Raw genomic sequence first — 22,956 nt, forward strand, 5'->3', positions numbered from 1 at the left:
TTGCGACATTTAAGCCGGACTAATGCGACATCGTAAGCCGCTTATCCGCCCTTTAATGTTTCAGTGATATATGCTTGCAGTCGGTAAAGGTCTGAAAGAAGCTCTTCTTCCTCCGGCGTATTTCCATACTCCCCTAACCAGCGCGGTGTGCGGATATGCCACTCGTTTGTATTGCTTTTCATCCCGGTACGCTATAATGTGCTCCAAGAAATACTCCAGAGATCCGAAGGATTGTTTATGACTATCGTTGATAATGGATTGTGTTTGTTCGATGATCGCGTGTAACATGTGTTGGATATGATCTTCTGGATTCATAGCGTTCACCCCATTTCAACTGTGAAAAAAAGAAAGGCCATTCTTCCGTCTCAGTCTCTTCTACTTAATTTCTTAAAAGCCGAGTATTCTTGATCAGACTTCATATAACTTAATATTTTTTCCGCACATGCAGCTGAGCTAAGCTCTTCCGTATTCACTTCTAGGTCATATTCATCATAGGAGTAGATGTAGTCGAACTGGGAATGGGCAAGTCCAATCTCACGATCTCCCCTGCTCTGCTCTCTTCTGGTAAGTTCTTCTTTCGAGCAATGCACGCCTACAAATAATATCGGATAATCCGATAGTAAATCATAAAAACCGTTAAACCACTCGTCATTGCTGATGACCGTATCCACGATGACATTCAAACCCATTTCCGAAAACAGTTTAATGGTTGCACAGTACAACGAATTGATGGGGTCGAACAGGATATCTGTCATGACATGGTGCTCTACTTCTCTAGTTGGTTTCATATCTGGATATGTAGTATCGATGAATTGATCATAGTTATGCAGAAATTGATCTACAGATAGATGATGAAACGGAATGTCTCCCTGATTTTTCATTTCCATCGCAATGCTTGTCTTCCCCGAACTTGACGTTCCATTCAAAAATATAATGAGTCCTCGTTCCATATTGATCACCCTTATCATTAAATTGGAAAACACTTTTCTGCCGAATTACCACTCTCTCCATTCTTCCGTAATATCTTCATCCTGGATGTCTAACCCAGCTAGCCTAGCCGCCTTGTCTATAAAATCAGCAAATTCTTCACGTTCCATCGTTTCAATAAAGTAACCATTGGCCTCATTCATTTCATTAAACCTAAGCACAACTTCTTCTACAGCCTTCATCATGCGCTCAGAATCTTGCGTTTCTTGTACTGCTATTAATTGGTGCAAATATGTATCCAGGGCTTGATCAGACATCAGTAATCTCTCTTCTGTAAAAAGCTCATCTCCGTGTTCAACCATTCTCTCCTTCCATAGTTTCGTTGGTTTTTCATGAAACAAGTTTTGTAATGTCAATGGAATCAATCCCTTCCATATTTAATAATATCTATATTTTACCTGTAACCAAAATTATGAACAAGCGTTCTCGTCTATTCACTTTCACCCTATTCGCTCCATAGCCTTGTCACGTTCTCTAATTCCATCTCGTCAAATTGTAATCGATAAATGTCCGGTTTCTTGGTTCGATTCATAAAATCCAATCCGTAACTCGAATCAAAGTAATTCATCATCAACGTCATTACATGTCCGTGTGTGCCGATCGCCACTTTTTTACCCTTGTATTCTTCTAAGATCTGTTTCAACACGCCCACTGCCCTATTCTGGCAAACCGTGTTCGACTCGCCTCCTGGCAATGCATAATCAGGGTCATCAAACATCTTCTTCGAAGCAGGCTCGAACTCTTCATCTGCAATCATATCATCTGAAAAATGTCTTTCCCGAAGATCCTCCATGATCTGAATATCTAATTCTAACGCTGCTGCCACACCTTCTAAGGTTAGAATCGCCCTGGAATAAGGACTTGAGACAATGGAATGTATTCCTTCATTCGTTAATATTTCCGTTATTCGTTCTGCATTCATCTTGCCCTTTAGAGTAAGCCCCCTCGTTCTTTCCGTTCCTTCCGTATACGGTGACTCCGCATGCCTTACCATATAAACGATGGTTTTCATAAGACCCTCCTTGAATTTCTTCTATCAAAATTTATGGTCACACTTTAGGTCCTTCAACATATTTTGTCTTTCTGTTCCAAAATCAATTACATGGTGCCACCATATTTTAGATTCTGAATTCAGGATTGATATTTTGCTAGACATTTAATTTACAATAATTTTCAGATATGTGTATAGTAGAAATGAAGCAAGATGCTTTTAAAAGAAGTTAAATCTAACGGAGAGGATGAGATCATGTCTTTTTACAAAAGGAAGGTTGTACTAGTCTACGTATTAATCGTATCAGCTATCTCCGCTGGTGCAATCGCTTACGTAAGTGGTCAATCGAAACCGGACGTGGCCATTCATAAAGTCGTCAACCTTTCAGCCAACTCCTTAACCTTTCATGAAATAGATAAGCTGGATGCGTTCGCTGAACTGATCGTCATTGGCTATGCAACAGAAGATTTCAGAGATCGAGAGCATGTCATTACTGCATTTAATGATGGGACCATGCAATCCTTTCACACCAATACAAACATCAAGATTGAAAAGATATTGAAGAAACCCAAAGACTTCCCTTCAGATCAGAACGAATTGACAATCATTGAACCCGTTAGCCTGGAAGGAGACGTCAAATATACAGTTGATGACTATGTAGAACTGCAGAAGGGTGATAAAAGTGTGCTCTTTTTGATGAAAAACTCCTTTGGTGATTATGGATTAATCAATGATAACTTAGGTAAATTCAGCCTTGAAGGGATAACTCAATATAGTGTACCTCAATCCTCCACTGTACAAGAGTTATCAGAATACGAAACTTTCCATAACTCCGTCATGGAGAAGTACCATTTGAATTAAGGTTTTATCATACAACGGTGACCTTTGCGGACATAGCTGCCCTCTTTAATCTATTTCACTTCTTTATCAAGGCTTACGTCAAATGATGAAGTTATCGATTTTTGTCTAAAATCATTAGGTATCACTTTAATCTCCACGTTTAGATGTATAGATTCAGGCAAATTCATTTGAGTTATATTCTCATAACCGATGAAGTAATAATGCTTTTCGTCCAGTTCTATCAAACCTCCACCTGTTGAGCCAGAAGTTGAAATCAGATTCCCGTCACGATAAAGCTCACAAGCAATGTTGTATTCCTCCAAACTGTACCCTTTCACTTCATATCCAACCTTGATTTGATTTTCCGTGTAATCAGCATTTCGTAAACTGATCGCACCACCATCCACCATTTGAGTCTGAATAGCAATATTTGCTTCGGGCATCTCCGGTTTCTTTAATAGATAGCCTACTTTCAGGTACCATATAACTCCTAATACAACTACAGCAAGTACAATCATAGCAATGATAAACTTCTTTTCTTTTTTATCCATAATCCTTACTCCTTACTCCTTACATCGGAACACTCTTAAAGTTTTTTCCAAACCTGTGTTTCAAATAATACATTACCCCTGCGGGATCAACATCTGAAAACTTTCTTGGATCATCGACCATCCATTCCATTAGGGATTATGATCAATTTAATTTCAGGTTTTCCCGCATTATCCTAGAAATACATTGTTAATTCTGTCTCGATCATAATCTAAAATCCAATCATTAAATTCTTTATAAATATCCATTAGCTCTTCTCTTGATGCTGAAATAACATCGCAACCTCTATCATTATAGATATGAAATATCGTTTTCTTACTTATATTAATGAAATACACCCTATGATAAATCATTGGCTTTATTCCAACATCATGATTACATATAGCTTTGATTAACTGATTATATTTCAAGTTCTCAACTCTACATTTAGTCCAGTACCTATACATGTTGTTCCTTGGGTCTGGGAATTCATCCAGTTCACAATCCAAACCTGAAAGTATCTCAAGTCTCAAGGCTCTAATCGGCTCTTTCTTCTTGATATATTTACTATACAGGTTCAACTTCTTCACTTTGTGTTTAGGCTTATCTGCAAAATAAGCTTGAGTTATTAATAGGACCTCATCTTCTTGACCATGGAGAGCCTTAAATAAATCAAGCGAACGATGATATACTCGTTCCATGTAATGCTCCGTATTTATCCCAAACATCAAAGGATTGCCAAGTTCGAATCGTATTGCAACATCCCAATCATAGAAAAGAGGCGGTTCTAAGGTCAGGTTTGGAAAATGCTCTGCTAGGTACGTCTTCAGGTCCATTCTGTGGCCTCCAAATTCTCTTTAAAGATGAATGCCAGCTAAAAGAGAATGAATCGGTCTCTTCAATGGTTTCCGGTTTGACATTCTTTGCTCGCTTCGAAAGGCTTGTCTTTCTTCAATCAACGTCACATGTTTTCCTCTGATTTTATAACTAATCTTTATCTAACTTTTCACATGCTCGGGTACAGCATTTTCGGTGTAATGGTCCATAATCTTTTGAATGCGTTTCTTCGTAAAATCATCCATGCTCTCTAACTCTCCTGCCTTGATCCGTTTTGCTTTGATTATATCATGTTGTTCTCTCCGATTTAAATGATGCTTTTAGTGTTGTAAAAGGTGAAACGGAGCGCGGCTTATGCAATGGCAAGCCGCGTCAGGATGAGTTGCTGCACCCAATGGGGCAGTACCTCATGGGGTTGCACCGCGTGCATTAGTGCGGTGCTCATGCTGCCATCACGAGCACACTTTCATGATGGCAACACTTGGTTCTTCACGATAGCTACGCCGTGATGCCCGCAAAAAAGCGCCGCGACTTCATCGTCGTGGCGCTTCCTCCTGCTGCATAAGCCAATCGGCCATGTAGCTTTTGTTACGCTACTGCGTCCCATAGGTGCAGCATAACGTTTTCTTTCGATTTTACAATTTTAACAATGGGGCTATGCTAATCATTTACGACTTAGGGAACAGACCACGAGCTGGATGTTTCTCCTCATCTAAAAGCTGCCTCTCAAGCCAACAGAGCCTGAGCGATCTGATCGATAATGCCATTGATGCCTGTGGGTCCATAACAGCCGATCCATGTCGCGGAATGGTCGTCCTAACATCCCTGGGGTTCCGCATCGCTGGAGCTTAATTCATACAAATGATGTTCAACCTTTTATACCGCTAAATGTAATGCCGCTAATAAACGTCTTTTGAAGAAAAAAGAACAAAACGATAATAGGTAATGTCATCAAGGTGGATACGGCCATTAATAGCCCCCATTCGGACCCCTTTTGACTCTGAAATTGCTGCAATCCGAGCGAAACCGTGTAAGATGGTTCATTGGTTAAATAGAGCAAGGGGCCCATGAAATCAGTCCAGCTCCCCATAAATTGAAACAATGCCACGGCTAAAACGGCGGATTTGGCTAGTGGGAACATGATCTGTAAATATATGCGGAACTCACTAGCGCCGTCTAAGCGGGCCGCTTCGCGCAGGGCATCAGGCAGTCCCATGAAAAACTGCCGCAATAGAAAAATGTAAATGGGCACTCCGAAAAATTGGGGTACAATCAGTGGAAGAGATGTTCCTACCCAACCTAATTTAGTAAACAACAGGAATAGAGGAATCATCGTCACCTGTCCGGGGATCATCATAACAGCAAGGGTAACAAAGAAAAGTAAACCTCTCCCACGGTACTCTAACTTGGCAAAACTATATGCAACCAAGGGACAGGATATGATCACACCAAGCGTACTAACGATAGTTATAATCGCCGTGTTTTTCAGATATGTCCAGAAAGGGATATACTCAACAGCACGGGAATAATTACTCCACAGAATTGGACGCGGAATCCACTCTGGTGGGAATGTAAAGATTTGTGTGAGTGGTTTAAGAGAAGTCGAAAGCAGCCATATGAACGGAATCATGAAAAATGCAGAAGCAACAATTAGACATAAATAGGCTAACGCACGATTGATTCTTTTGATAGCGGTAGGATTCATCCCTTACTTCCTCCTTATTTCCCTTGATAATGAACCCAGCGTTTAGACGTAATAAAAATAATTCCGGTTAATGCCATAACGATAATAAATAAGATCCAGGCCATTGCGGAGGCATAACCCATTTTGAAATACCTGAATCCATTCTCATATAAATACATGACGTAGAAAGTCATGGAATTTGCAGGAGTTCCTTGCCCTTTGGTCAATGTATAGGGAAGAGTAAACTGTTGGAATGCACCAATCATTCCCATGACAAGGTTGTAGAAAATAACGGGAGTGAGCAAAGGCAGGGTTACCTTTCTCGTTTTCTGAAACCAGTTAGCTCCATCGATTTGCGCCGCTTCATAGTACTCCTCAGGGATGTCTCCTAATCCAGCAAGGTAGATAACGACAGCTTGCCCAATACCCCAAAGTGACATCAGAATGAGAGAGGGCTTGGACCACGACTCACCACCAAGCCAAGCGGGCCCATCGATACCGATATTCGCTAACATCCCGTTCACCAATCCGAAGTTTGGATGTAACAGCCACATCCACAGAACAGCCAGAGCCACTTGTGGCACGAGAGTAGGTAAGAAAAAGATCGTTCTGAATACAGCCATACCCTTGACCTTCATATTCAACATCATAGCGAGTGCCACACCAATAAATATACTTAAGGGAACAAAAAATACGGTAAAATAAAGCGTGTTGTATATGGATTTCCAAAACAGAGGATCATGGAAAAGATCTCTATAATTATTCATTCCGACAAATTCACCAGGCTGCAGAATGCTGTAAGTAGTGAAGCTGAAGTAGATGGACATTAGCATGGGAATTGCATAAAAGCATAGCAGCCCTATAGCCCAAGGTGAAGCAAACAGCCACCCAATCACGTTAGTTCTGTGAAGTGCTCGTTTCCTTGCCGATGGAATTGCTTTTACTTGAACTGGATCGGCCAGTTTCGCCATGTACATTCTCCTTCCAATTGTCATTCATGAATAGGCAAGGAGAGAGTTCGCTCCCTGCCTACCGAGCACCCTATTTGTCGTATTTTTCTAAAGCCTTATTAACAGTCTCTGTTACTCTATCCAGGTTCTCTTTCGGAGTACCGTTACCGCGGGTAGCCTTTTCCGTAGCGGAAGCTAACTCATTCCACAGCAGTTGTCCTTCAGGAATAACTGGGCGGTTATGTGAATTGGGCAAAATATTAATAAATTCCTTCATAATCGGATCGTCCTTGTAACCGTATTTGTTGTTAACCGAATCGATAACGGAAATTTGAGAGTCAGCGTTTAATAACGTTTGCCCCTCTTCTTTCCCTAAGAATTCGAGGAATTCCCAAGCAGAAGCGACGTTCTTGGCGCCTTTAGGGATAATAGCGGACCCGCCTCCCGACCATGTCGTAAAATTAGTACCTGTTGGGGTCGGTATTGGTGCAACACCGTAGTTTAAATCCGGCTTAAATTTTTCGATACCCTTCACTGTGAAGTTTCCACTTATCTTCATGCTGACTTGACCGGAAATGAACGGATCCATTTCCTCCGAGCCAGCTGCGCTTGTGAATCCGGCAATATCCTCGACATTGTATTTTTTGCCGAAGTCGGTCATCCATTGTAATGCTTCAACGACTTTAGGATCATTTGCGGTAATTTTGCCGGTGGCAGCGTCCTGGAATTCTCCTCCAAATGCCCATCCCCAAGTATACAGCCAGCCTTGCGAATACCATGGGATGAACCCGATCCGTTTGAAACGTTTACCTTCCTTGATGGTTAACTTATCGGCGGCCGCTTCAAGCTCGGCGATCGTTTGTGGTGGTTTGTTGGGATCCAGCCCTACTTCTTTGAAATGATCCTTATTGTAAAATAGCAGGCGAGAGTCCGTATCCATCGGCATTGCATAAAGCTTTCCTTGATAACTGGACTCCTCCCATGCAAATGGATAATACATTTCCTTACGAATTCCGGATTCTGCTGCCATCGAGGATAAGTCAGTCAGAGAACCTTGCGCAGCCCAAGTACCGACCTTAAACCGATCGAAAAGTGCAACGTCAGGAGGATTGCCGCCTGCGACTGCAGTCAGCAGCTTCTGATCGGATCCCTCGTTGGATTCTGTATAAACCAATTTCATTTTGATGGTAGGGTTTTTCTCCTCAAATGCCTTCACGACTTTATTCATATTATCTAAATCAATTGAGGTAAGACCATGCCACAGCGTAACCGTTGTAATCCCCTCTCCGGCCTGATCGTTTGAGCCTCCCTTCGTTGAGCAAGCGGTTACAAGTAGTAACATAACCAGAAAGTAAACAAGAATTGGAAATGCGAATTTTTTGGATCTCCTCATTCAAAGTCCCCCTTAAGTTAAATTCATTAGTTTAACTTGGATTCCTATAAGATCCACTTCATTTTCTGATAAATCCACATTTTATGTAAGCGCTAACAATATTGGTGACATGAACTATTAAAAACAGAAAATGATGAACGAAGTGAATTTGTTATAAGGAATCCACTAGTTATACTAAGTATGTTAATATGACGTCGTGTAGCGTGTCAATTGCAATATTACGACATTGATGTATGGCTACTTCACAGAAGACAGAATGCGTTTAGAAGACGTTTTTCTAGCGAGATCAGGAAGGTCCATGCTTCGAAGTTTATACTTTCTGATATCAAAAAAAGTGCCGAAAAGCCCCTGGAGACTTCTCGACACATTGAACAATATCCTAGCTTTTGTTGAGCTGTGCTTGTATTAACCCTACCTGTTATTTTTAATGACCATACGATGATCAATAATGTTTAGCTCGGGAACTGCTGTTCCATGCAACTGAGAGATGAGCATATCCACTGCCAATTCACCCATCTGCTTCTCATCCTGCTTAATATGAGTGAAGATGGGTTGACCCAGGTAATCGTTCAGGGAGTCGAAACAAACAATCTCGAATTCCTCCAAAGATTTCCCCATCGAGTTGATGACCTGAGCCAGCATCGTAGCTATTAGAAATTCCGACGCGACAAACGCCTTTACATCAGGGTGTTGTTTCAAAAAATGCTTTACTGTTTCTTTATCACTTTCAATCGCTGTTCCGTTTATGTTCATGGGAAGGGTTCCCTTCAAGTTCGTCAATACATAATCTTTGTTCAAGTTCATTCCTTCTTGGGTGAAGGCAAACGTATACCCGAGCAGCCTTTCCTCCAATGTTGAAGTGTTCTCTTCCGGCGGAGATAAAAAGGCAATTTTTTTATGACCTTTGCTAATCAGATGACGCGTAAGATCCATGGCTGCTTTCTTATTGTCTGTGTACACCGAACAAACCGGAATTCCTTTTAGGTATCTATCGACCAAAACAATTGGAAACCGATCCAATACAAGTCGAAGCAGCTCCGAATTATAGTGTTGACCATGAATGGGGGTCACGATTAATCCTTTGATGCCTAAACGAATAAATAAGTCGATCGCGCGTTTTTCCTCATCCCGATCCCCGCAAGTTCGCTTGATAATAAGTTGATAATTATGCTCAGCACTCCGCTTTTCCATCGATCTAAGAAGTTGTAGGCCAAACTCGTCAGAAAAATTCGGTATAATAAACCCGATCAACCGCTTATCATCCTCAGGAACCAAGGTCGTTCTTACCTCTGAATAATGCTTCGGTTCTTGTCCTCCAATTATACCATCGGCCACATATGAACCTTTTCCTTGTATTCGTTTGATAACCCCAGAATCTGCCAATTTCTCCAGAGCCTTTTTAGATGTAATACGACTGACGCCAAATTGTTCAGCCAACTCTTTTTCAGAAGAGACTCGGTCTCCTTCTTTTAATCGACCTTCTTTAATCTCTTGTACAATATAGATATAGATCTGCTCGTATAAATGCAATTCCACAAAACCACCCTGACATCATAATATTAATATACTAAGTATATTACACAAGAAGTAATTCGCAAAGTTACTGAGAATACCGATGAACTTCTGTGGCATGGAATTTTCCAAGTCTACAATGTCAGACCTCTTCTTACAGTTAGGCCCCATGGTAGGGGCATGAAATAACCGGCCCTTAGTCGACAGCCGCTTCCCGTTTATCTTAGAGTTCTATATTTATTACTTGTGTTACTTGAACAAAATTTTATGTATTTGGTCTTTTGATAAAATACCCTCTTCTAATTCAGAAAGATACATTTTAGAATCCCCTTTCAGAATTATGTCGAACATCTAGCAACAGGACGTGCGGTTGATCACTTACAAGTCTTTGGTGCCGATCTGTCGTATAATATTCTTGTATTCACGACGTCGATCTCCCTTAGATAGCTCTTATCTTAGGTTAGGGCGTTTGTTGTTGATTCTTCCATGATTATACTTCTTGACAACCAAGGTGCGTTATCGATTATTCGTGAATACGTTGTTAGACGAAGTACCTGACTTCCTAGAAAATACCCTCATCCCATAATGTTAATCCCTTAATCTCGATCGTTACCCAATCATTCATTCTTATATTTCTAATGTCATAGTTCTCGTTACTAATACTGAAATCCATGTCTTGAACTGAAATTATTATTAACTCTCCATCATCACTAATTAAAGTAACATTACCAATTGCTTTATATGAATCTAACTCAGCATTGTATTGAACTAAGTATTTCATAGCATATGAATTTGCAATATTGATTACTTTTTCTTGAGATGCTTCTACTGAATAATTCTTCAATAACTCTATTGTTCGGTCTTTATACGGAATAAAATAACAACTTCCTTCAACCAAAGAGTTTCGAAAATCAACCCAATATCCAATGGTACCATTACTATGTAGGATCATAGTATTTGATTGATCTGTGTTCATGATTTGTATTTCGATGGTTTTCACTTCCTTCAGGTATTTCGTCTAACGTTCTTGTATTCACGACCCGACGCATGTCGGGTGTCCGGCGAATGCCGGGCCAAGGACGTATGTCCGCAGCGTGAATATTATGTTATGTGATGTCGGTATCTTCCTGAAACACTTGGAAATTATCCTTCTTATAAACCTTAGTATTGTGGTATTCAATAAATTCATTTGATATTTCATGTCCCTTTACAGTCCTAAGAACATTTATATTTAAATCTATTGCTCCATAATCACACTGGACATGATGGTTAGGACAAAGCACTAAAATATTCCCTGCTATGTCAGGTCCATTATGCGATTTCCCTAATGGTTTGATGTGATGAGCTTCAGAATAAAAATTTTGATCACTCAGTTCTATACGCTCACCACAAATCTGACATTCATTATTATGTAACTGTTTCAAGCTTCTTGCTAAATAGGTATCCCTTAATATTCTATATACTGCTGTTTCTTCTCGAACTGTACCCATTGGTTCCGAAATATCAATCGCATATATTGTTTCTTGCTTTAACTTTCTCAATCCCCATGTACCACTTCCTAAACCTTCGACAGAATAAAATAAGTCATCCTTTTGATTCCCTGAAAAGACTTTTGAATCTGATGAATTTGTTTCTATTGTTCTTCTAATTATAGCTTTCCAACTTTTCGGCATGGGTGTGTCTCTTATTTTTTGAACTTCTTCATATAATACTGGATAAGGCGCTAAGCCATTTAAATTATGAAAAGCTTGGATTATGTCTTCTAGCCATGTTGCCATACTTACATCTCCATTCATTAATAAATTTTATTGGTTATACCGATTTCACATAACGTTCCTGTATCCACGACGTCCCACCGACTTAACCGGCCGCGATGCGGTTGGTGGGTGCGGATGTGTCCGCCTGATTCTTCTTCCCCGCTAATCCCCTTCGGGCGGACCGAGGAGCCACCAGGCTCCGAAGCGTGGATATAATGTTATGTGAAGTCCCGGCTTCGAAGCTTAACATACAAAGATCCATTATCAATAACACTCTTCTAACTTCTTGATTGAATTGGTAATACTATTTACTAGATGCTCTAATATTGAATCAGTCAACTGTTTAATTCCAATGTAACTTCGTCCATCAATCACTATTTCATCATCCCAATAGTCATATCTATGAACTAATTTATTTCTTATCAATCTTAGAGTATTAAAATTTTCAAGCATGTAAGATATTTCAGCTACATTTAGCCCTTTATTTAAGCACAAACTCCGTAATTTATCATTCAAAGTTTTAATATTTCCTGCAGGTTGATTTAAATTAATCAAATTATCGATAAGTTTTTCAACTTCTGAATACATAATTATTAGTAATGTCATTTTCTGATATTCTAAATAATTCATCTCTATTCCCAAAATCTCTTCATCAATTGAAATAAATACTTCATGTTCAGTTACATAAATTTTTTGATCTTCAGCAGATTTTAGAATTTCATCAATATTATCTTCAATTTTCTTTCTATCTCTATGTTTCTGTTCAAGAAAATCATAATAACACTTCATTGAGTAATTATAGAAATCAACCAAATACTTTATTCGATCATAAAACATTAAAAACTCAATTTGTCTAGAGACAGAATAGATTTGACCTTCATCTTCTAAATCTACAATGCTTATCATTCAATGCTCCTTTCATATTACCGGGATTTCCCATAACGTTCCTGTATTCACGACCTCAGCGTATGCTGAGGTGTCCGGCGAATGCCGGACCAAGGGCGTATGTCCGCAGCGTGAATAATATGTTATCGGATGTCAATATCTTCATTGAATCCGCTCAACAAATTATCTATAAGTCAATTTTTGGAAATGGATGTTTTTTCAAATAATCCATTAACATTATTAAAACTTTAGAAGCAGTGTACCGTCCACCACCGTAACCCAAAAAGCTACCAGTTATTTCACGAATCAATCCTGTTCTTTCTAATCTTTTTAGTAAGAACAGCAATTCATCTTTATCCGTAATTTTCAAGGTTTCAGAAACAATCTCTTGAGCTTGAATTTTATTCGCTCGTAGTAATTCGTTGTCTTCTGAGAATGGGTCGTCTTCATAACTTTCATATACTTTATAAAATATAGCTATTATTTTAGACTCCATTGGGGAAAGATCGGAAAGTATCTTTAAATATTCTTCGGGTCTGTGATTCTCTTCATTCTCTACTGTTAAGATATTAGATATAATCATTACATTCATTATTACCTGTTCTCTTACTCTGGAATTCATTGATGATTCAATTGCCGTCCAAATAGCATCATGAAATTCTTCAGATTGTGCCTCTACATAGTTAATTTTAAACTCTAGTTCTTTTAGACTTTGATACAGGTAATTCACAAATGTTTCTAATCTTTGTTCTCTATATTTAGTGCCTGGCTTTGCTAAAAAGGCGTCCAGCACTACTCCAAAGTTTGGTATAGTTTGAACCAATGCACGTATAATACCACTCGAAGTATAAAGCTCGGCCACTGAGGTTTTATCAGTAATTTCAAATTTATTATGGTCACTTAACTGTTTATCCTTCATTGAATTCTCCTTAAATAAAGTGTTTGTATATTAATTCCAGATAACGTTCCTGTATTCACGACCCGACACATGTCGGGTGTTCGGCGAATGCCGGACCGAGGACGAATGTCCGATGCGTGAATATTATGTTAGCTGATGTTGCTTGCCTTATTAAATTACTCAAGATTTAAATTATAAATTTCATTATTTAAAAGCCATGATATAGGATAATTCAAATCTAGTTCCTCAAAAAATACTTCTGTAAGCTTCATGGAAGAATGTATACCCCATTTGATAAACTCGTAACTTAAACATTTATCAGGAAAAAATGGATCAGGCGAATTAGCAAAAGGATTTAAACCAAATTTATTTTTCAGTTTCTTTTCTAAAGCCTGCTCAGTTATTTTTTCTGGGAATTCCGATTCAGTTGTAACCCATTCTGGCTCATAGTGAGTAATTGCATTTCTAACTTGAATTAATAAATATACATCTTGATAAGGGCTAACTCCCTTTTTAAAAAGATTTTTATCAGCTAATGTAAGAGCGATTTGATATTTCTCTAAAATACTGTATTTAGCTGACTTTGGTATACCCAGTTCCCACATTGAGTTAATTAATTCTCTCTTCTTCGGTTTCAATCTCTTATTGTTATTATAATTCTCATCTTTTATATTGGAGAAAAATTCATTTATTGTAGCTTCTAAATAACCAACTGTACACAATAGCGCGCCTGTAACATAAGATTCATATTGAATTCGAGTAACTACATCATTACTATTGTTTTTATTTTTCTCCACTTGTAAAGCATTCCTTGCCAAAAATACTGCAGACTGTATCTGGTTAAAAGAAAAATTCGTTTTTAGCGTAATTTCATAGTTATCAGTCATTTTTATCTCCTTTAGTTTAAATGTACTAGGCAATTTCTGCTAACGTTCCTGTATTCACGACCCATCGTATGCTGGGTGTCCGGCAAACGCCGGACCCAGGTCGAATGTCCGCAGCGTGAATATTTTGTTAGCTGATGTCAGATCCTTCTTGATATTGCTTAAATAAGTCCTTTTCGATTTCAATGCAATATGCTTTTTCTTGTTCGGTAGTCTTTTCACCATTCTTTATTTTTTTGTACAGTTGGAAAGCTGTTTTAAGTTGTCCTATAAAATATTCCTTCCCAAAAAAATTAAATATACTATCTGACGAAAATTCACCCATAGATAATATTGAATCAAAGTTATCACTGAAATACTCCATGATTTCTGTAGATGTGGCCTTTTTTGTCTGAATCCGTTTAAACCTATCCATATCATCGATAAGAGATGTAATCGCCTGCATACTTATTTCTTGCCCATCAAAATTATAGGTACCGTCCATAGGCACATGCTTTTTCGGTATAGTATATTGAACTTTAGCTAAATTTTCCTTCTCAACATATTTGAATAAATCTGGAGGTGTTATTACACTAGAATTTAGAAACTGCATTAAAATTAAATAAAACATAATGAGATTATCTCCCATAGAATTTCGAATAATAGCTCTTGTTGTATTAATTGAAGGCAGTAATTCTATCTTGTCGAAACCTCGTTTATCTACATTTATAATCATCCCTTTATCAAGTACACAAACAACTGAAATTTGATGATTCGGATCTATTTGTAGATTCAAATCGACTAAGTTATCCAAAAGTGTTTCTAAGCTTGTATCAGATGTATAAGCAAATACAAATCCTGCTGTTGGCGACACAAATGGAGTTATAGGATGTTTGGGTAAGCCTCTAACACTTTTAATATTTTCCACGCACTCATTGAGTCGGCTTTTGTTTAAGGATGATTTAATTTCGATTGTAGCAAATACACTTTCAATCGGTATTATTTTTGTGCTATCCATATTCATAAGTATAGGACTACTAAAAGCATCATGAATAATAAGGTCTTGTTGTTTGCTCTGCCTACCACTCAAATCTATTATTGCTCCCCTTGAAAACTCGTATTTAAGAGGGATGTACTTGCGAAAATATGTAGAAAATATTTCTTCTCTACTGCTTCCACGCTCACCTTTATGTTCTATCTGAGAGGTCACTTCTTCAAAATCTATCATCATTTTTTTGCGGCTGCTTTTAGTGAGTTTATAATCATATGACGTCTCCTTCTTTATTCTGATTTCAGCTAACGTTCCTGTATTCACGACCCGACGCATTTCGGGTGTTCGGCGACTGCCGGGTCAAGGACGTATGTCCGCAGCGTGAATATTATGTTATCTGTTGTAGCCGCTTCTTAGAATGATCATTCATAAACTTAAAACCAGGTCAGCACAGGCTTGGCTGGGTTTTGAACTCCTGTATCAAACTCAATAAACACTCCGAATTCATATGCAAGCTTGTTATGTCTTAATTTATCCGTATAACATTCAAGTTTTTTCAGGTCAAAAGCTTTTTCGTGAAGATTGTTATTTGTTGATTTCTTTATTTCCACAATCAAATGATTTCTTAAATTCTCTCCTCTTTTATGTACTATAATATCTGGAAAAATTGATAATGCCATATACTCTATATCGTCTTGGATGATATCGGCAGAGAATTCTCTTTTAATCCTTTTAATTTTTCGATACTCTTTTTCTACGATGTAAATCATCTTTTTGTTTTTATCCTCATCAGCGTTTTTGTTATATTCACAGTCAACATCATATTCACTAAACTGTTCTTGAAGGTAGATAGCATATTTATGGACAATTGTTCTTTCATTTAAGTCATTAATCAATAAATATAGATCGCGTTCAAAAAGTTTTGTAATTGCTTTATCTACCCTCTGCTTCACATCACTTAGTTGAACTTTACTATTCATTCTATATCTCCCTACCTTCATGTTTAGGCTATTACAGATAACGTTCCTGTATTCACGACGTCCCACTGACTTAAGCGACCAACGGGAGCGGCCGCGATGCGGTTAGTCAGTACGGATGTGTCCGATGATTCTGCTTCCCTGCCGATCACTTCTCGCGGACCGAGGGCCGACAAGCACGAAGCGTGAATATGATGTTATATGATGTCAGCCCTTCATTGAAACCTCTACACATTAGTCACTTTGATTATTCTTTAGCTTCTATGATAATTTCCCCTTCTCCAGAAGGCACTTCAAAACCCTTGAGGAAAGAAGATAAAATTTCTTCTGTTATTGTAAACGCAGCATTTGCATCGAATCGCTGGCTCCGAATGCGAAGTCGTTCACGCAAATCATTAGGATGAACTTTCAAATAAACCAGTTTCCACTCTCCTCCTCCATCTTCAATTAGCTTCTTATATTCATTTCGTCTATTCCGCTGCCAAAAACTGAAATCAATAACCACATTGCGCTATTCATTCAAAAGATTTACTAGTTCATTACGCAGCTTTAACTCGGCTTTAATTTTTAGTTGCTCATAGATTTCAACTGGATAATCAATTCCGTAACGGCCATTTGTAGCCCAAATTTCTTCATCAATAGAGAGACGTACAAAGCCCCTCTGCTCTAATCGTTGAGCAAATGTTGTTTTTCCCGATCCAGCCACACCACACATCATTACTACTGATGGAACGGAAACATCTGCTTGATAGATAAAATCGTCTATTTCATGATTATTACGCACTCAAATTCTCCTTTCATCTTTGAGTCAGGTTAATATTCTCTGGGAGTCCCCATTATGTCTCTTAATAGAAATTTGTATTTTTCTTATTTGCGCTGATTTCACATAACATCTAATTTATGTACTTCGTAAATACCATAGATCCTGCATGATATCTGAACTACGTATATGATAACCTAAGCAGTGGTATTTGCGAAGAAGAATTTGGTGAAAAAGGGAGATTTATAGAAACACTCAATCTCCAAGATCCAAACGATCCAGCGGGCTCTGAATACGCTGGATATTCCTCGTACTCACATGCGTATATCGCTGGGTTGTTCGTGCACTCGTGTGACCAAGCAGCTCCTGAATATAGCGCAGGTCTGTTCCGTTTTCAAGTAAATGCGTAGCGAAAGAGTGCCTTAAGGCATGAATACTAACCTTTTTTACAATGCCTGCGCGTTGTCTGGCTTCTTCAAAAACCTTTTGCACGCTACGCTCGGTCAGATGCCGATCCAAAGATTGTCCCGGAAATAACTAACGATTGGGTCTATACTCAGTAATGTATTCCTGCACAATTTCCCAAGCAAGATTGGAGAGGAGAGTTCTCCGATCCTTCTGACCTTTTCCCTGCTTTACAATAAGTGTCTGACGCTCAATATCCAGATCGCTGCATCGAAGACGAACGACTTCGCCTACACGAAGGGCCAGACGAATAAGTGAGAAACAGAATCGTCTTATGCTTGAGGTTGGTTACGGATTTGAGCAATTGAGCAACTTCTTTTTCAGACATGACTTTAGGTAACTTAGTCTGCTTTTTGGGACGTATATATTGAATTTCAGCAGAATCGCGCTGATCGTCTGATTCACGCTTGAATGGGAGATCCCTCGCTCAAGCAAATCTAAACAATACATCTGAACGTTGGAAGTAGTCACATTTGTACTTTCAAGATGACAGCTACTCAGAAAACGTTCGACCTGATTACAATATGCTTTGATCGTTTTGCGGCTGTATCCTCGTAATTTTAATGCCTTCTGTAACGGCTCTTTGCTCCATGGATTGTTTCCCTTGCAGTAATCCAGTGGAACCTTTTGTTATGGTAATCGCCTCTTTGGTAGTAGCATGTTCATTCATAGGAAACTCTCCTTCGATTGGATGGATTATGTTTTTGCTAAAATTCTGAAAAACAAAAAGGAAGGTCATCTGATCCCCTAGGGAATCAGATGACCTTCCGATGCTTTCGGAACATATATGCTGTTGTAAAAAGTAGAACGGAGCGCGGTGCTCATCAAGGGAGGCATCACCCGCGCATAGCCATGATGCCTGCCCAAAAAGTGCCGCGACCGCAAAGCCGTGGCACTTCTTCCTGTTGCATAATGCCAATCTGCCATGCAAATTGTGTTAGGGTGCTGCATCTCGATGGACGCAGCACCCTATCGGAGATGCACAGCGGGAATATCGCTGTGCTCCCCCAATGCCGCTGCACCTACATGGCAGCGGCTTCTTCTCCCAGCGGCAGCGTGTAATACTGCGCCTGCTGCCCTTCATGCTGCTGGTATACAACGACCAGCAGCGTCCGACCTTTCGCGGCAAGCGGGCTGGCGCCAGCTAGCACACGCTCAAGCCGGAACGGAAGCACATCCAATACGGTGTGCTTCTGCAGTTCCTTTTCGCCGAGACCAAGGTCGGCGAAAGCACGGGCACCCATGACCGTCTGCGCGGTCATGGCCGAGGTCATCGGCAACGCACGCGAAGCGTTGCCGTCCACCATGTCCGCCGCTCCATCCGCGGCGGACCCTGTTGCGTCGCTCGAAGCATGCGACGCTGCATCCCCGGCTTCGCTGCCGATTACACCCGCCGCATCTGCGGCAGAGTCTTCCCCGGCAGCAGCCGAACTTCCCACAGCGGCACTCGGACCCGTGCCGCTGCTTTCCAGCCATGCCGTGCCTGAGGCACCGGCAACACGTGGCAGACGAACGTCTTCCGGACGTTCAGCCAACGTTTTCATATAACCCGCCCACTGGTCTTTCTGGAGCGGATCTTCCCACCAGATTTTACGTGGTTTGTATTTGTGGCCGAGGAAATAGTCGAGCTTCATCAGGCCGAGCACGATATCCATATGCGGCGTGTTCCGCGACTCCAGGAAGCTGTGCAGACGAGTGAACAGATCCTCCAATTGGTGACCAATCTTCTGCCAACCCTGACCTTCCCAGTAATCCCCGAACGCCTGGAAGAAATCAAACGGTGAGTTGAACTCCTGCTCCATCAGATACTTCAGCGTATGGTCCATCCGGTGTGCGTTCCAGTATTTCTCCAGCACATCCTCCAGCCGCTTCAAGCGTACAATGTCGCTGAACGGCAGCACATCACTGCCCAGAATCTCATACGGCGCGTGATCCATGTACGTGTAGTTGTACTTCTCCGCATCCAGACGCAGACCCGTACCACGCAGCATTTTAAGGAACCCGAGCTGAAGCTCTTCTGGCCCTAAGGCAAACACATCGTTAAACGTCTTGCGGAACGTATTGTAATCTTCCTCCGGCAGTCCGGCGATGAGATCCAGATGCTGGTCGATTTTGCCGCTGGCTTTGACTTTGTTCACCGTACGGCTCAGCTTGGTAAAGTTCTGACGGCGTTTTACCAGTTCATTCGTTGGATCATTCGTGGACTGAACCCCGATCTCGAAGCGGAATGTGCCCGGCGGCGCATTCTCTGCCAGATAATCCAGTACTTCAGGACGCATAATATCCGCCGTAATTTCAAACTGAAATACCGTCCCCTGATGATTCTCGATCAGGAATTTGAACATTTCGAGCGCATAATCCCGCTTGATGTTGAACGTCCGGTCCACGAACTTGATCAGCTTCGCACCCTTCTCAATCAGGTACAGAATGTCCGACTTCGTCCGCTCAATATCGTAATACCGCACGCCGACCTCGATACTGGACAGACAGAACTGACAACTGAACGGACAGCCCCGACTGGTCTCAAAATAAACAACCCGTTTCCCAAGCTCCGGGATATCCTCTTCAAATCGATGCGGTGACGGCAGATCATTTAGATCCGCTTTCGGCCGTCCTGGCATGAGAATGATCTCTTCCCCTTTGCGATACGCCAGTCCATAGACAAAGTGGAACTTCTTGCTTCCTTCCAGCTCCGTCAAAAGCTGATGCAGCGTCTCTTCCCCTTCACCCATCACGATGAAATCGACATTGGGAATCCGGTTCATCCAATATTCCGTGTCATAGGACACTTCCGGCCCGCCCAACAAGATTTTCACGTCAGGCATAACCTTTTTCAGATTATCAATGACCTTGATCGTCTCTTCAATGTTCCAGATGTAACACGAGAACCCAATCACGTCCGCCCCTCGCTGGTACAGATCAGACACAATATTCATCACCGGGTCCTTGATCGTATACTCCGCCAGGTCAATATCAAAATCCTTCTCACTGTACGCCTTCAGACAACGCAAGGCCAAGGAGGTATGGATGTACTTTGCATTTAATGTAGAAAGAATAACCTTCATGGTTCACAACCTTTGCCTGGACACCCAGACCATATTTTTTTGGTAAAAGGAAAGCTGCACAGCCATCCTACCTCGGATGCTGTTCATCTAAACCTCTTTTGTTATAGCCATTCCACTCATTATGGACATATCCAACTTTTGTCTTTCAAAGAGTGGACACTCTTCTTAAACAGACATATACACCCCGCCAAACCCAAACCACAACATACAGTATAAAACACATACAACCAAACCACATGTTGTGCAGTCTACTGTCGGCCAATTCTAACGTCCATGTCCACCTTTTGAAAGACAATCCACCATCTTATGTCCACACCACAGAGACACCATAATCAACTTCAAACTCACTTCAAACTCAACTTCAACTTGTAAAAGACCTCATTCGCATTCCATCCATAATTCGATATCCTCGATATCCACATCTTACTGTCATGAGCTTTGAGGCTTTGCCTCAAACCTATGCCAATCACTTTCCCCATATTATGGACGAACCATCGAATAGCACGAAGCATATCTATCAACTTTTTAATCAATTAAGCTTTACGAGTCATGAACTTCAAAGACCTGAAAGCGCGAATGTAACAACAATTCTCACTTCATCCCAACCAGCCACACTCGCTCATAATTGATCATACTCACTCATACTTACTAATACCTTTTCATACCTACTCATACTCGTAAAATGCATCGTCGTCCGTATCCACTTCTTCGCCCGATTGCTTCTGGAAGAACTCTAAGAACGGTAGTCCGTATTTGCGGTACTTGACCTCACCGACCCCTTTGATATCCAGCATGTCACGTTCTGTCTGTGGACATACCACACTCATCTCGCGCAGGGTTGCATCATTGAAAATAATGTACGATGGCACATGCTCTTTCGCTGCCAGATCACGCCGGATCAGACGCAGCTGTTCGAATACGGTCTCGTTGACCGCTGATGGCATCGCATCGCGACCACGACGTCCGCCGTAGTTCGTACCCGAAGCTGTTGCTGCTGTCTTGCGGACCACACGCTGCATCACTTCACGCTGGCCTTTAAGTACTTCCACCGCCAGTGGCTGCAAACGAACGACCGGATACTGTCCCTCGGACAGCATCAGATATCCTTCGGATACCATCACGTTGATGATCTCTGAAATCTCGCGCTCCGTCCGATTCCCCATCACACCATAGGTTGGCAGAGAGTTGAAGCCGTAATCAAGCACTTTTTTGGCACGAGAACCTTTGAGTACCGAAGCAACCAAGGATACACCGTACCGTTCACGCATGCGATGAATACAGCTGAATATTTTCTGCGCATCAATTGTCATGTCTACCAGCTCACGGTCGTCCGTACAGGAACTGCACGTACCGCACGGTTTATCGTCATGCACTTCACCGAAATAATCCAGCTGCGCACTGCGCAGACAGCGGGTCGTATAACAGTAATCCACCATCTGCTGCAGCTTCCGGTAATCGTTCTGTTTCCGATCACCCTCCATCGGATTCTGCTCAATCAGGAACTTTTGAGTGATAATGTCCTGTGCGCCGAATAGCAAAATGCACTGACTTGGCTCTCCGTCCCGTCCCGCACGCCCGGCTTCCTGCACGTATGCCTCCATGTTCTTCGGCATGCTGTTATGAATCACGTACCGCACGTTCGATTTATCAATCCCCATGCCGAAGGCATTGGTCGCCACCATCACTCGGATATCATCGTACAAAAAAGCTTCCTGGCTCTGGGACCGTTCATCGTCCGTCATCCCGGCATGATAGCGTCCTGCGGGCAATCCCGCCTGCAACAAACGCTGATGCAGATCGTCCACGTCCTTACGGGTCGCGGCGTACACAATCCCCGGCTCGCTGGCATGCTCGCGCGCATAATTCAGGACAAAGTCCTTCTTGCTCTCGCCGCGCAGCACACTAAACGCCAGATTATCTCGCCCCAGTCCGGTCACATACGTCTGCGGGTCCTGCAAACGCAGCAACCGCAGAATATCGCCCATGACCTCGGGCGTCGCTGTCGCCGTAAAGGCCGCAACCACCGGCCGCTCCGGCAAACTATCCACAAACGGCGCTACCGCGAGGTAGCTTGTCCGAAAATCATGCCCCCACTGCGATACACAGTGGGCCTCATCCACGGCAACGCAAGAGATCGGCAAATAGCCCATCTCCTCGCGGAACCAATCCAGCTCCAGTCGCTCAGGCGCGACATAGAGCAGCTTCAGCTCACCGCGCTGCGCCGCGCGGATGCGATCATTCACTTCTTTGCCGCTAAGTGTACTATTAATATACGCGGCAGCAATTCCGGCGGTCGTCAACGCATCGACCTGATCTTTCATTAATGAGATTAACGGGGAGACGACAAGCGTCAGTCCCGAATATAACAGAGCGGGGATCTGATAACAGATCGACTTACCGCCCCCGGTTGGCATAATGCCAAGCGTATCTTCGCGTTCCAGCAGGCTGGCTACGATCTTTTTCTGTCCCTCACGGAAGTCGGGGTAGCCATAATATTTTTGCAGGAGACCCTGCGCTTCTTCTAATGTAGGTGTTTGCACACTCATGTAAAGACTCCTTACTTATCACCGGTG

The 22,956-nt window shown here is 41.5% G+C and carries 22 protein-coding genes and 2 pseudogenes; 1 reads left to right on the forward strand and 23 read right to left on the reverse strand.

Features of this window, described 5'->3' with window-relative positions:
- Positions 1-60: 60 nt before the first annotated feature.
- The 4 genes from FS628_RS06690 to FS628_RS06705 all read right to left on the reverse strand — a co-directional run bounded on the left by FS628_RS06690 (position 61) and on the right by FS628_RS06705 (position 1,999).
- On the reverse strand, positions 61-288 hold the full coding sequence (locus FS628_RS06690) for a hypothetical protein (RefSeq protein ID WP_222125192.1): 228 nt from the start codon (positions 286-288) through the stop codon (positions 61-63).
- 77 nt (positions 289-365) lie between these two features.
- Positions 366-950 carry a chloramphenicol phosphotransferase CPT family protein gene (locus FS628_RS06695; RefSeq protein WP_145320223.1) on the reverse strand — a complete coding sequence of 195 codons (585 nt, stop codon included), beginning with the start codon at positions 948-950 and terminating at the stop codon, positions 366-368.
- Positions 951-995: 45 nt separating this feature from the next.
- Positions 996-1,343 carry a hypothetical protein gene (locus tag FS628_RS06700; protein WP_145320225.1) on the reverse strand — a complete coding sequence of 116 codons (348 nt, stop codon included), beginning with the start codon at positions 1,341-1,343 and terminating at the stop codon, positions 996-998.
- An 89-nt stretch (positions 1,344-1,432) separates the two neighbouring features.
- Positions 1,433-1,999: a histidine phosphatase family protein gene (locus tag FS628_RS06705; RefSeq protein WP_145320227.1), complete on the reverse strand. Its 567-nt coding sequence runs from the start codon at positions 1,997-1,999 to the stop codon at positions 1,433-1,435.
- A gap of 234 nt (positions 2,000-2,233) precedes the next feature.
- Between FS628_RS06705 and FS628_RS06710 the strand changes: the two genes are divergently transcribed.
- Complete coding sequence (locus FS628_RS06710) at positions 2,234-2,839, forward strand: hypothetical protein (protein WP_145320229.1); 606 nt, start codon at positions 2,234-2,236, stop codon at positions 2,837-2,839.
- Positions 2,840-2,889: 50 nt separating this feature from the next.
- Here the strand turns inward: FS628_RS06710 and FS628_RS06715 are convergent, their stop codons facing one another.
- The 19 genes and pseudogenes from FS628_RS06715 to recQ form a co-directional block, all read right to left on the reverse strand.
- Entirely contained in the window at positions 2,890-3,369 is a 480-nt protein-coding gene (locus tag FS628_RS06715) for a hypothetical protein (RefSeq protein ID WP_145320231.1), read from the reverse strand.
- 168 nt (positions 3,370-3,537) lie between these two features.
- Positions 3,538-4,182 (reverse strand): DUF3885 domain-containing protein, encoded by a 645-nt coding sequence (locus tag FS628_RS06720; protein WP_145320233.1) that lies wholly within the window; start codon positions 4,180-4,182, stop codon positions 3,538-3,540.
- 869 nt (positions 4,183-5,051) lie between these two features.
- The gene (locus FS628_RS06725) at positions 5,052-5,888 is read right to left on the reverse strand and encodes a carbohydrate ABC transporter permease (protein WP_145320234.1); all 837 of its coding nucleotides are present in this window, start codon (positions 5,886-5,888) and stop codon (positions 5,052-5,054) included.
- A 14-nt stretch (positions 5,889-5,902) separates the two neighbouring features.
- Positions 5,903-6,838 (reverse strand): carbohydrate ABC transporter permease, encoded by a 936-nt coding sequence (locus FS628_RS06730; protein ID WP_145320236.1) that lies wholly within the window; start codon positions 6,836-6,838, stop codon positions 5,903-5,905.
- Between the two features lie 70 nt (positions 6,839-6,908).
- Complete coding sequence (locus tag FS628_RS06735) at positions 6,909-8,210, reverse strand: ABC transporter substrate-binding protein (RefSeq protein ID WP_145320238.1); 1,302 nt, start codon at positions 8,208-8,210, stop codon at positions 6,909-6,911.
- A 411-nt stretch (positions 8,211-8,621) separates the two neighbouring features.
- Complete coding sequence (locus FS628_RS06740; protein ID WP_145320240.1) at positions 8,622-9,746, reverse strand: GntR family transcriptional regulator; 1,125 nt, start codon at positions 9,744-9,746, stop codon at positions 8,622-8,624.
- A gap of 538 nt (positions 9,747-10,284) precedes the next feature.
- Positions 10,285-10,698, reverse strand: a complete 414-nt coding sequence (locus FS628_RS06745) for a hypothetical protein (protein WP_145320242.1) — start codon at positions 10,696-10,698, stop codon at positions 10,285-10,287.
- Between the two features lie 130 nt (positions 10,699-10,828).
- Complete coding sequence (locus FS628_RS06750) at positions 10,829-11,500, reverse strand: HNH endonuclease (protein WP_145320244.1); 672 nt, start codon at positions 11,498-11,500, stop codon at positions 10,829-10,831.
- Positions 11,501-11,743: 243 nt separating this feature from the next.
- Complete coding sequence (locus FS628_RS06755) at positions 11,744-12,385, reverse strand: hypothetical protein (RefSeq protein WP_145320246.1); 642 nt, start codon at positions 12,383-12,385, stop codon at positions 11,744-11,746.
- 166 nt (positions 12,386-12,551) lie between these two features.
- A complete protein-coding gene (locus FS628_RS06760; RefSeq protein WP_145320248.1) occupies positions 12,552-13,283 on the reverse strand; it encodes a hypothetical protein in 732 nt (243 codons plus the stop codon).
- 155 nt (positions 13,284-13,438) lie between these two features.
- Complete coding sequence (locus FS628_RS06765; protein WP_145320250.1) at positions 13,439-14,149, reverse strand: hypothetical protein; 711 nt, start codon at positions 14,147-14,149, stop codon at positions 13,439-13,441.
- Positions 14,150-14,276: 127 nt separating this feature from the next.
- Entirely contained in the window at positions 14,277-15,440 is a 1,164-nt protein-coding gene (locus tag FS628_RS06770; protein ID WP_145320252.1) for a DUF6602 domain-containing protein, read from the reverse strand.
- A gap of 110 nt (positions 15,441-15,550) precedes the next feature.
- Positions 15,551-16,096: a hypothetical protein gene (locus FS628_RS06775; protein ID WP_145320254.1), complete on the reverse strand. Its 546-nt coding sequence runs from the start codon at positions 16,094-16,096 to the stop codon at positions 15,551-15,553.
- Between the two features lie 244 nt (positions 16,097-16,340).
- Positions 16,341-16,811, reverse strand: a pseudogene (locus tag FS628_RS33000) (AAA family ATPase).
- Positions 16,812-17,108: 297 nt separating this feature from the next.
- Positions 17,109-17,594 (reverse strand): annotated as a pseudogene (locus FS628_RS31930) (tyrosine-type recombinase/integrase).
- Between the two features lie 12 nt (positions 17,595-17,606).
- Positions 17,607-17,852 (reverse strand): phage integrase N-terminal SAM-like domain-containing protein, encoded by a 246-nt coding sequence (locus tag FS628_RS31935; RefSeq protein WP_260870982.1) that lies wholly within the window; start codon positions 17,850-17,852, stop codon positions 17,607-17,609.
- The gene (locus FS628_RS32575; RefSeq protein ID WP_260870943.1) at positions 17,836-17,988 is read right to left on the reverse strand and encodes a hypothetical protein; all 153 of its coding nucleotides are present in this window, start codon (positions 17,986-17,988) and stop codon (positions 17,836-17,838) included. Before FS628_RS32575 ends, FS628_RS31935 begins: the two co-directional genes overlap by 17 nt.
- A gap of 352 nt (positions 17,989-18,340) precedes the next feature.
- The gene (locus FS628_RS06795) at positions 18,341-20,383 is read right to left on the reverse strand and encodes a DUF4080 domain-containing protein (protein WP_145320256.1); all 2,043 of its coding nucleotides are present in this window, start codon (positions 20,381-20,383) and stop codon (positions 18,341-18,343) included.
- A gap of 665 nt (positions 20,384-21,048) precedes the next feature.
- Positions 21,049-22,929: a DNA helicase RecQ gene (gene recQ, locus FS628_RS06800; RefSeq protein ID WP_145320258.1), complete on the reverse strand. Its 1,881-nt coding sequence runs from the start codon at positions 22,927-22,929 to the stop codon at positions 21,049-21,051.
- Positions 22,930-22,956 lie beyond the last annotated feature (27 nt).

The sequence above is a fragment of the Paenibacillus xylanexedens genome (genome assembly GCF_007676705.1).
Taxonomy (GTDB): domain Bacteria; phylum Bacillota; class Bacilli; order Paenibacillales; family Paenibacillaceae; genus Paenibacillus; species Paenibacillus xylanexedens_C.

Bases quoted from the DNA above. Each gene is read 5' to 3' on its own strand.
- FS628_RS06690 (WP_222125192.1), bottom strand. From the start codon at position 288: ATGTTACACGCGATCATCGAACAAACACAATCCATTATCAACGATAGT.
- FS628_RS06695 (WP_145320223.1), bottom strand. From the start codon at position 950: ATGGAACGAGGACTCATTATATTTTTGAATGGAACGTCAAGTTCGGGG.
- FS628_RS06705 (WP_145320227.1), bottom strand. From the start codon at position 1,999: ATGAAAACCATCGTTTATATGGTAAGGCATGCGGAGTCACCGTATACG.
- FS628_RS06710 (WP_145320229.1), top strand. From the start codon at position 2,234: ATGTCTTTTTACAAAAGGAAGGTTGTACTAGTCTACGTATTAATCGTA.
- FS628_RS06715 (WP_145320231.1), bottom strand. From the start codon at position 3,369: ATGGATAAAAAAGAAAAGAAGTTTATCATTGCTATGATTGTACTTGCT.
- FS628_RS06720 (WP_145320233.1), bottom strand. From the start codon at position 4,182: ATGGACCTGAAGACGTACCTAGCAGAGCATTTTCCAAACCTGACCTTA.
- FS628_RS06725 (WP_145320234.1), bottom strand. From the start codon at position 5,888: ATGAATCCTACCGCTATCAAAAGAATCAATCGTGCGTTAGCCTATTTA.
- FS628_RS06730 (WP_145320236.1), bottom strand. From the start codon at position 6,838: ATGGCGAAACTGGCCGATCCAGTTCAAGTAAAAGCAATTCCATCGGCA.
- FS628_RS06735 (WP_145320238.1), bottom strand. From the start codon at position 8,210: ATGAGGAGATCCAAAAAATTCGCATTTCCAATTCTTGTTTACTTTCTG.
- FS628_RS06745 (WP_145320242.1), bottom strand. From the start codon at position 10,698: ATGAACACAGATCAATCAAATACTATGATCCTACATAGTAATGGTACC.
- FS628_RS06750 (WP_145320244.1), bottom strand. From the start codon at position 11,500: ATGGCAACATGGCTAGAAGACATAATCCAAGCTTTTCATAATTTAAAT.
- FS628_RS06755 (WP_145320246.1), bottom strand. From the start codon at position 12,385: ATGATAAGCATTGTAGATTTAGAAGATGAAGGTCAAATCTATTCTGTC.
- FS628_RS06760 (WP_145320248.1), bottom strand. From the start codon at position 13,283: ATGAAGGATAAACAGTTAAGTGACCATAATAAATTTGAAATTACTGAT.
- FS628_RS06765 (WP_145320250.1), bottom strand. From the start codon at position 14,149: ATGACTGATAACTATGAAATTACGCTAAAAACGAATTTTTCTTTTAAC.
- FS628_RS06775 (WP_145320254.1), bottom strand. From the start codon at position 16,096: ATGAATAGTAAAGTTCAACTAAGTGATGTGAAGCAGAGGGTAGATAAA.
- FS628_RS32575 (WP_260870943.1), bottom strand. From the start codon at position 17,988: ATGAATGAACATGCTACTACCAAAGAGGCGATTACCATAACAAAAGGT.
- FS628_RS06795 (WP_145320256.1), bottom strand. From the start codon at position 20,383: ATGAAGGTTATTCTTTCTACATTAAATGCAAAGTACATCCATACCTCC.
- recQ (WP_145320258.1), bottom strand. From the start codon at position 22,929: ATGAGTGTGCAAACACCTACATTAGAAGAAGCGCAGGGTCTCCTGCAA.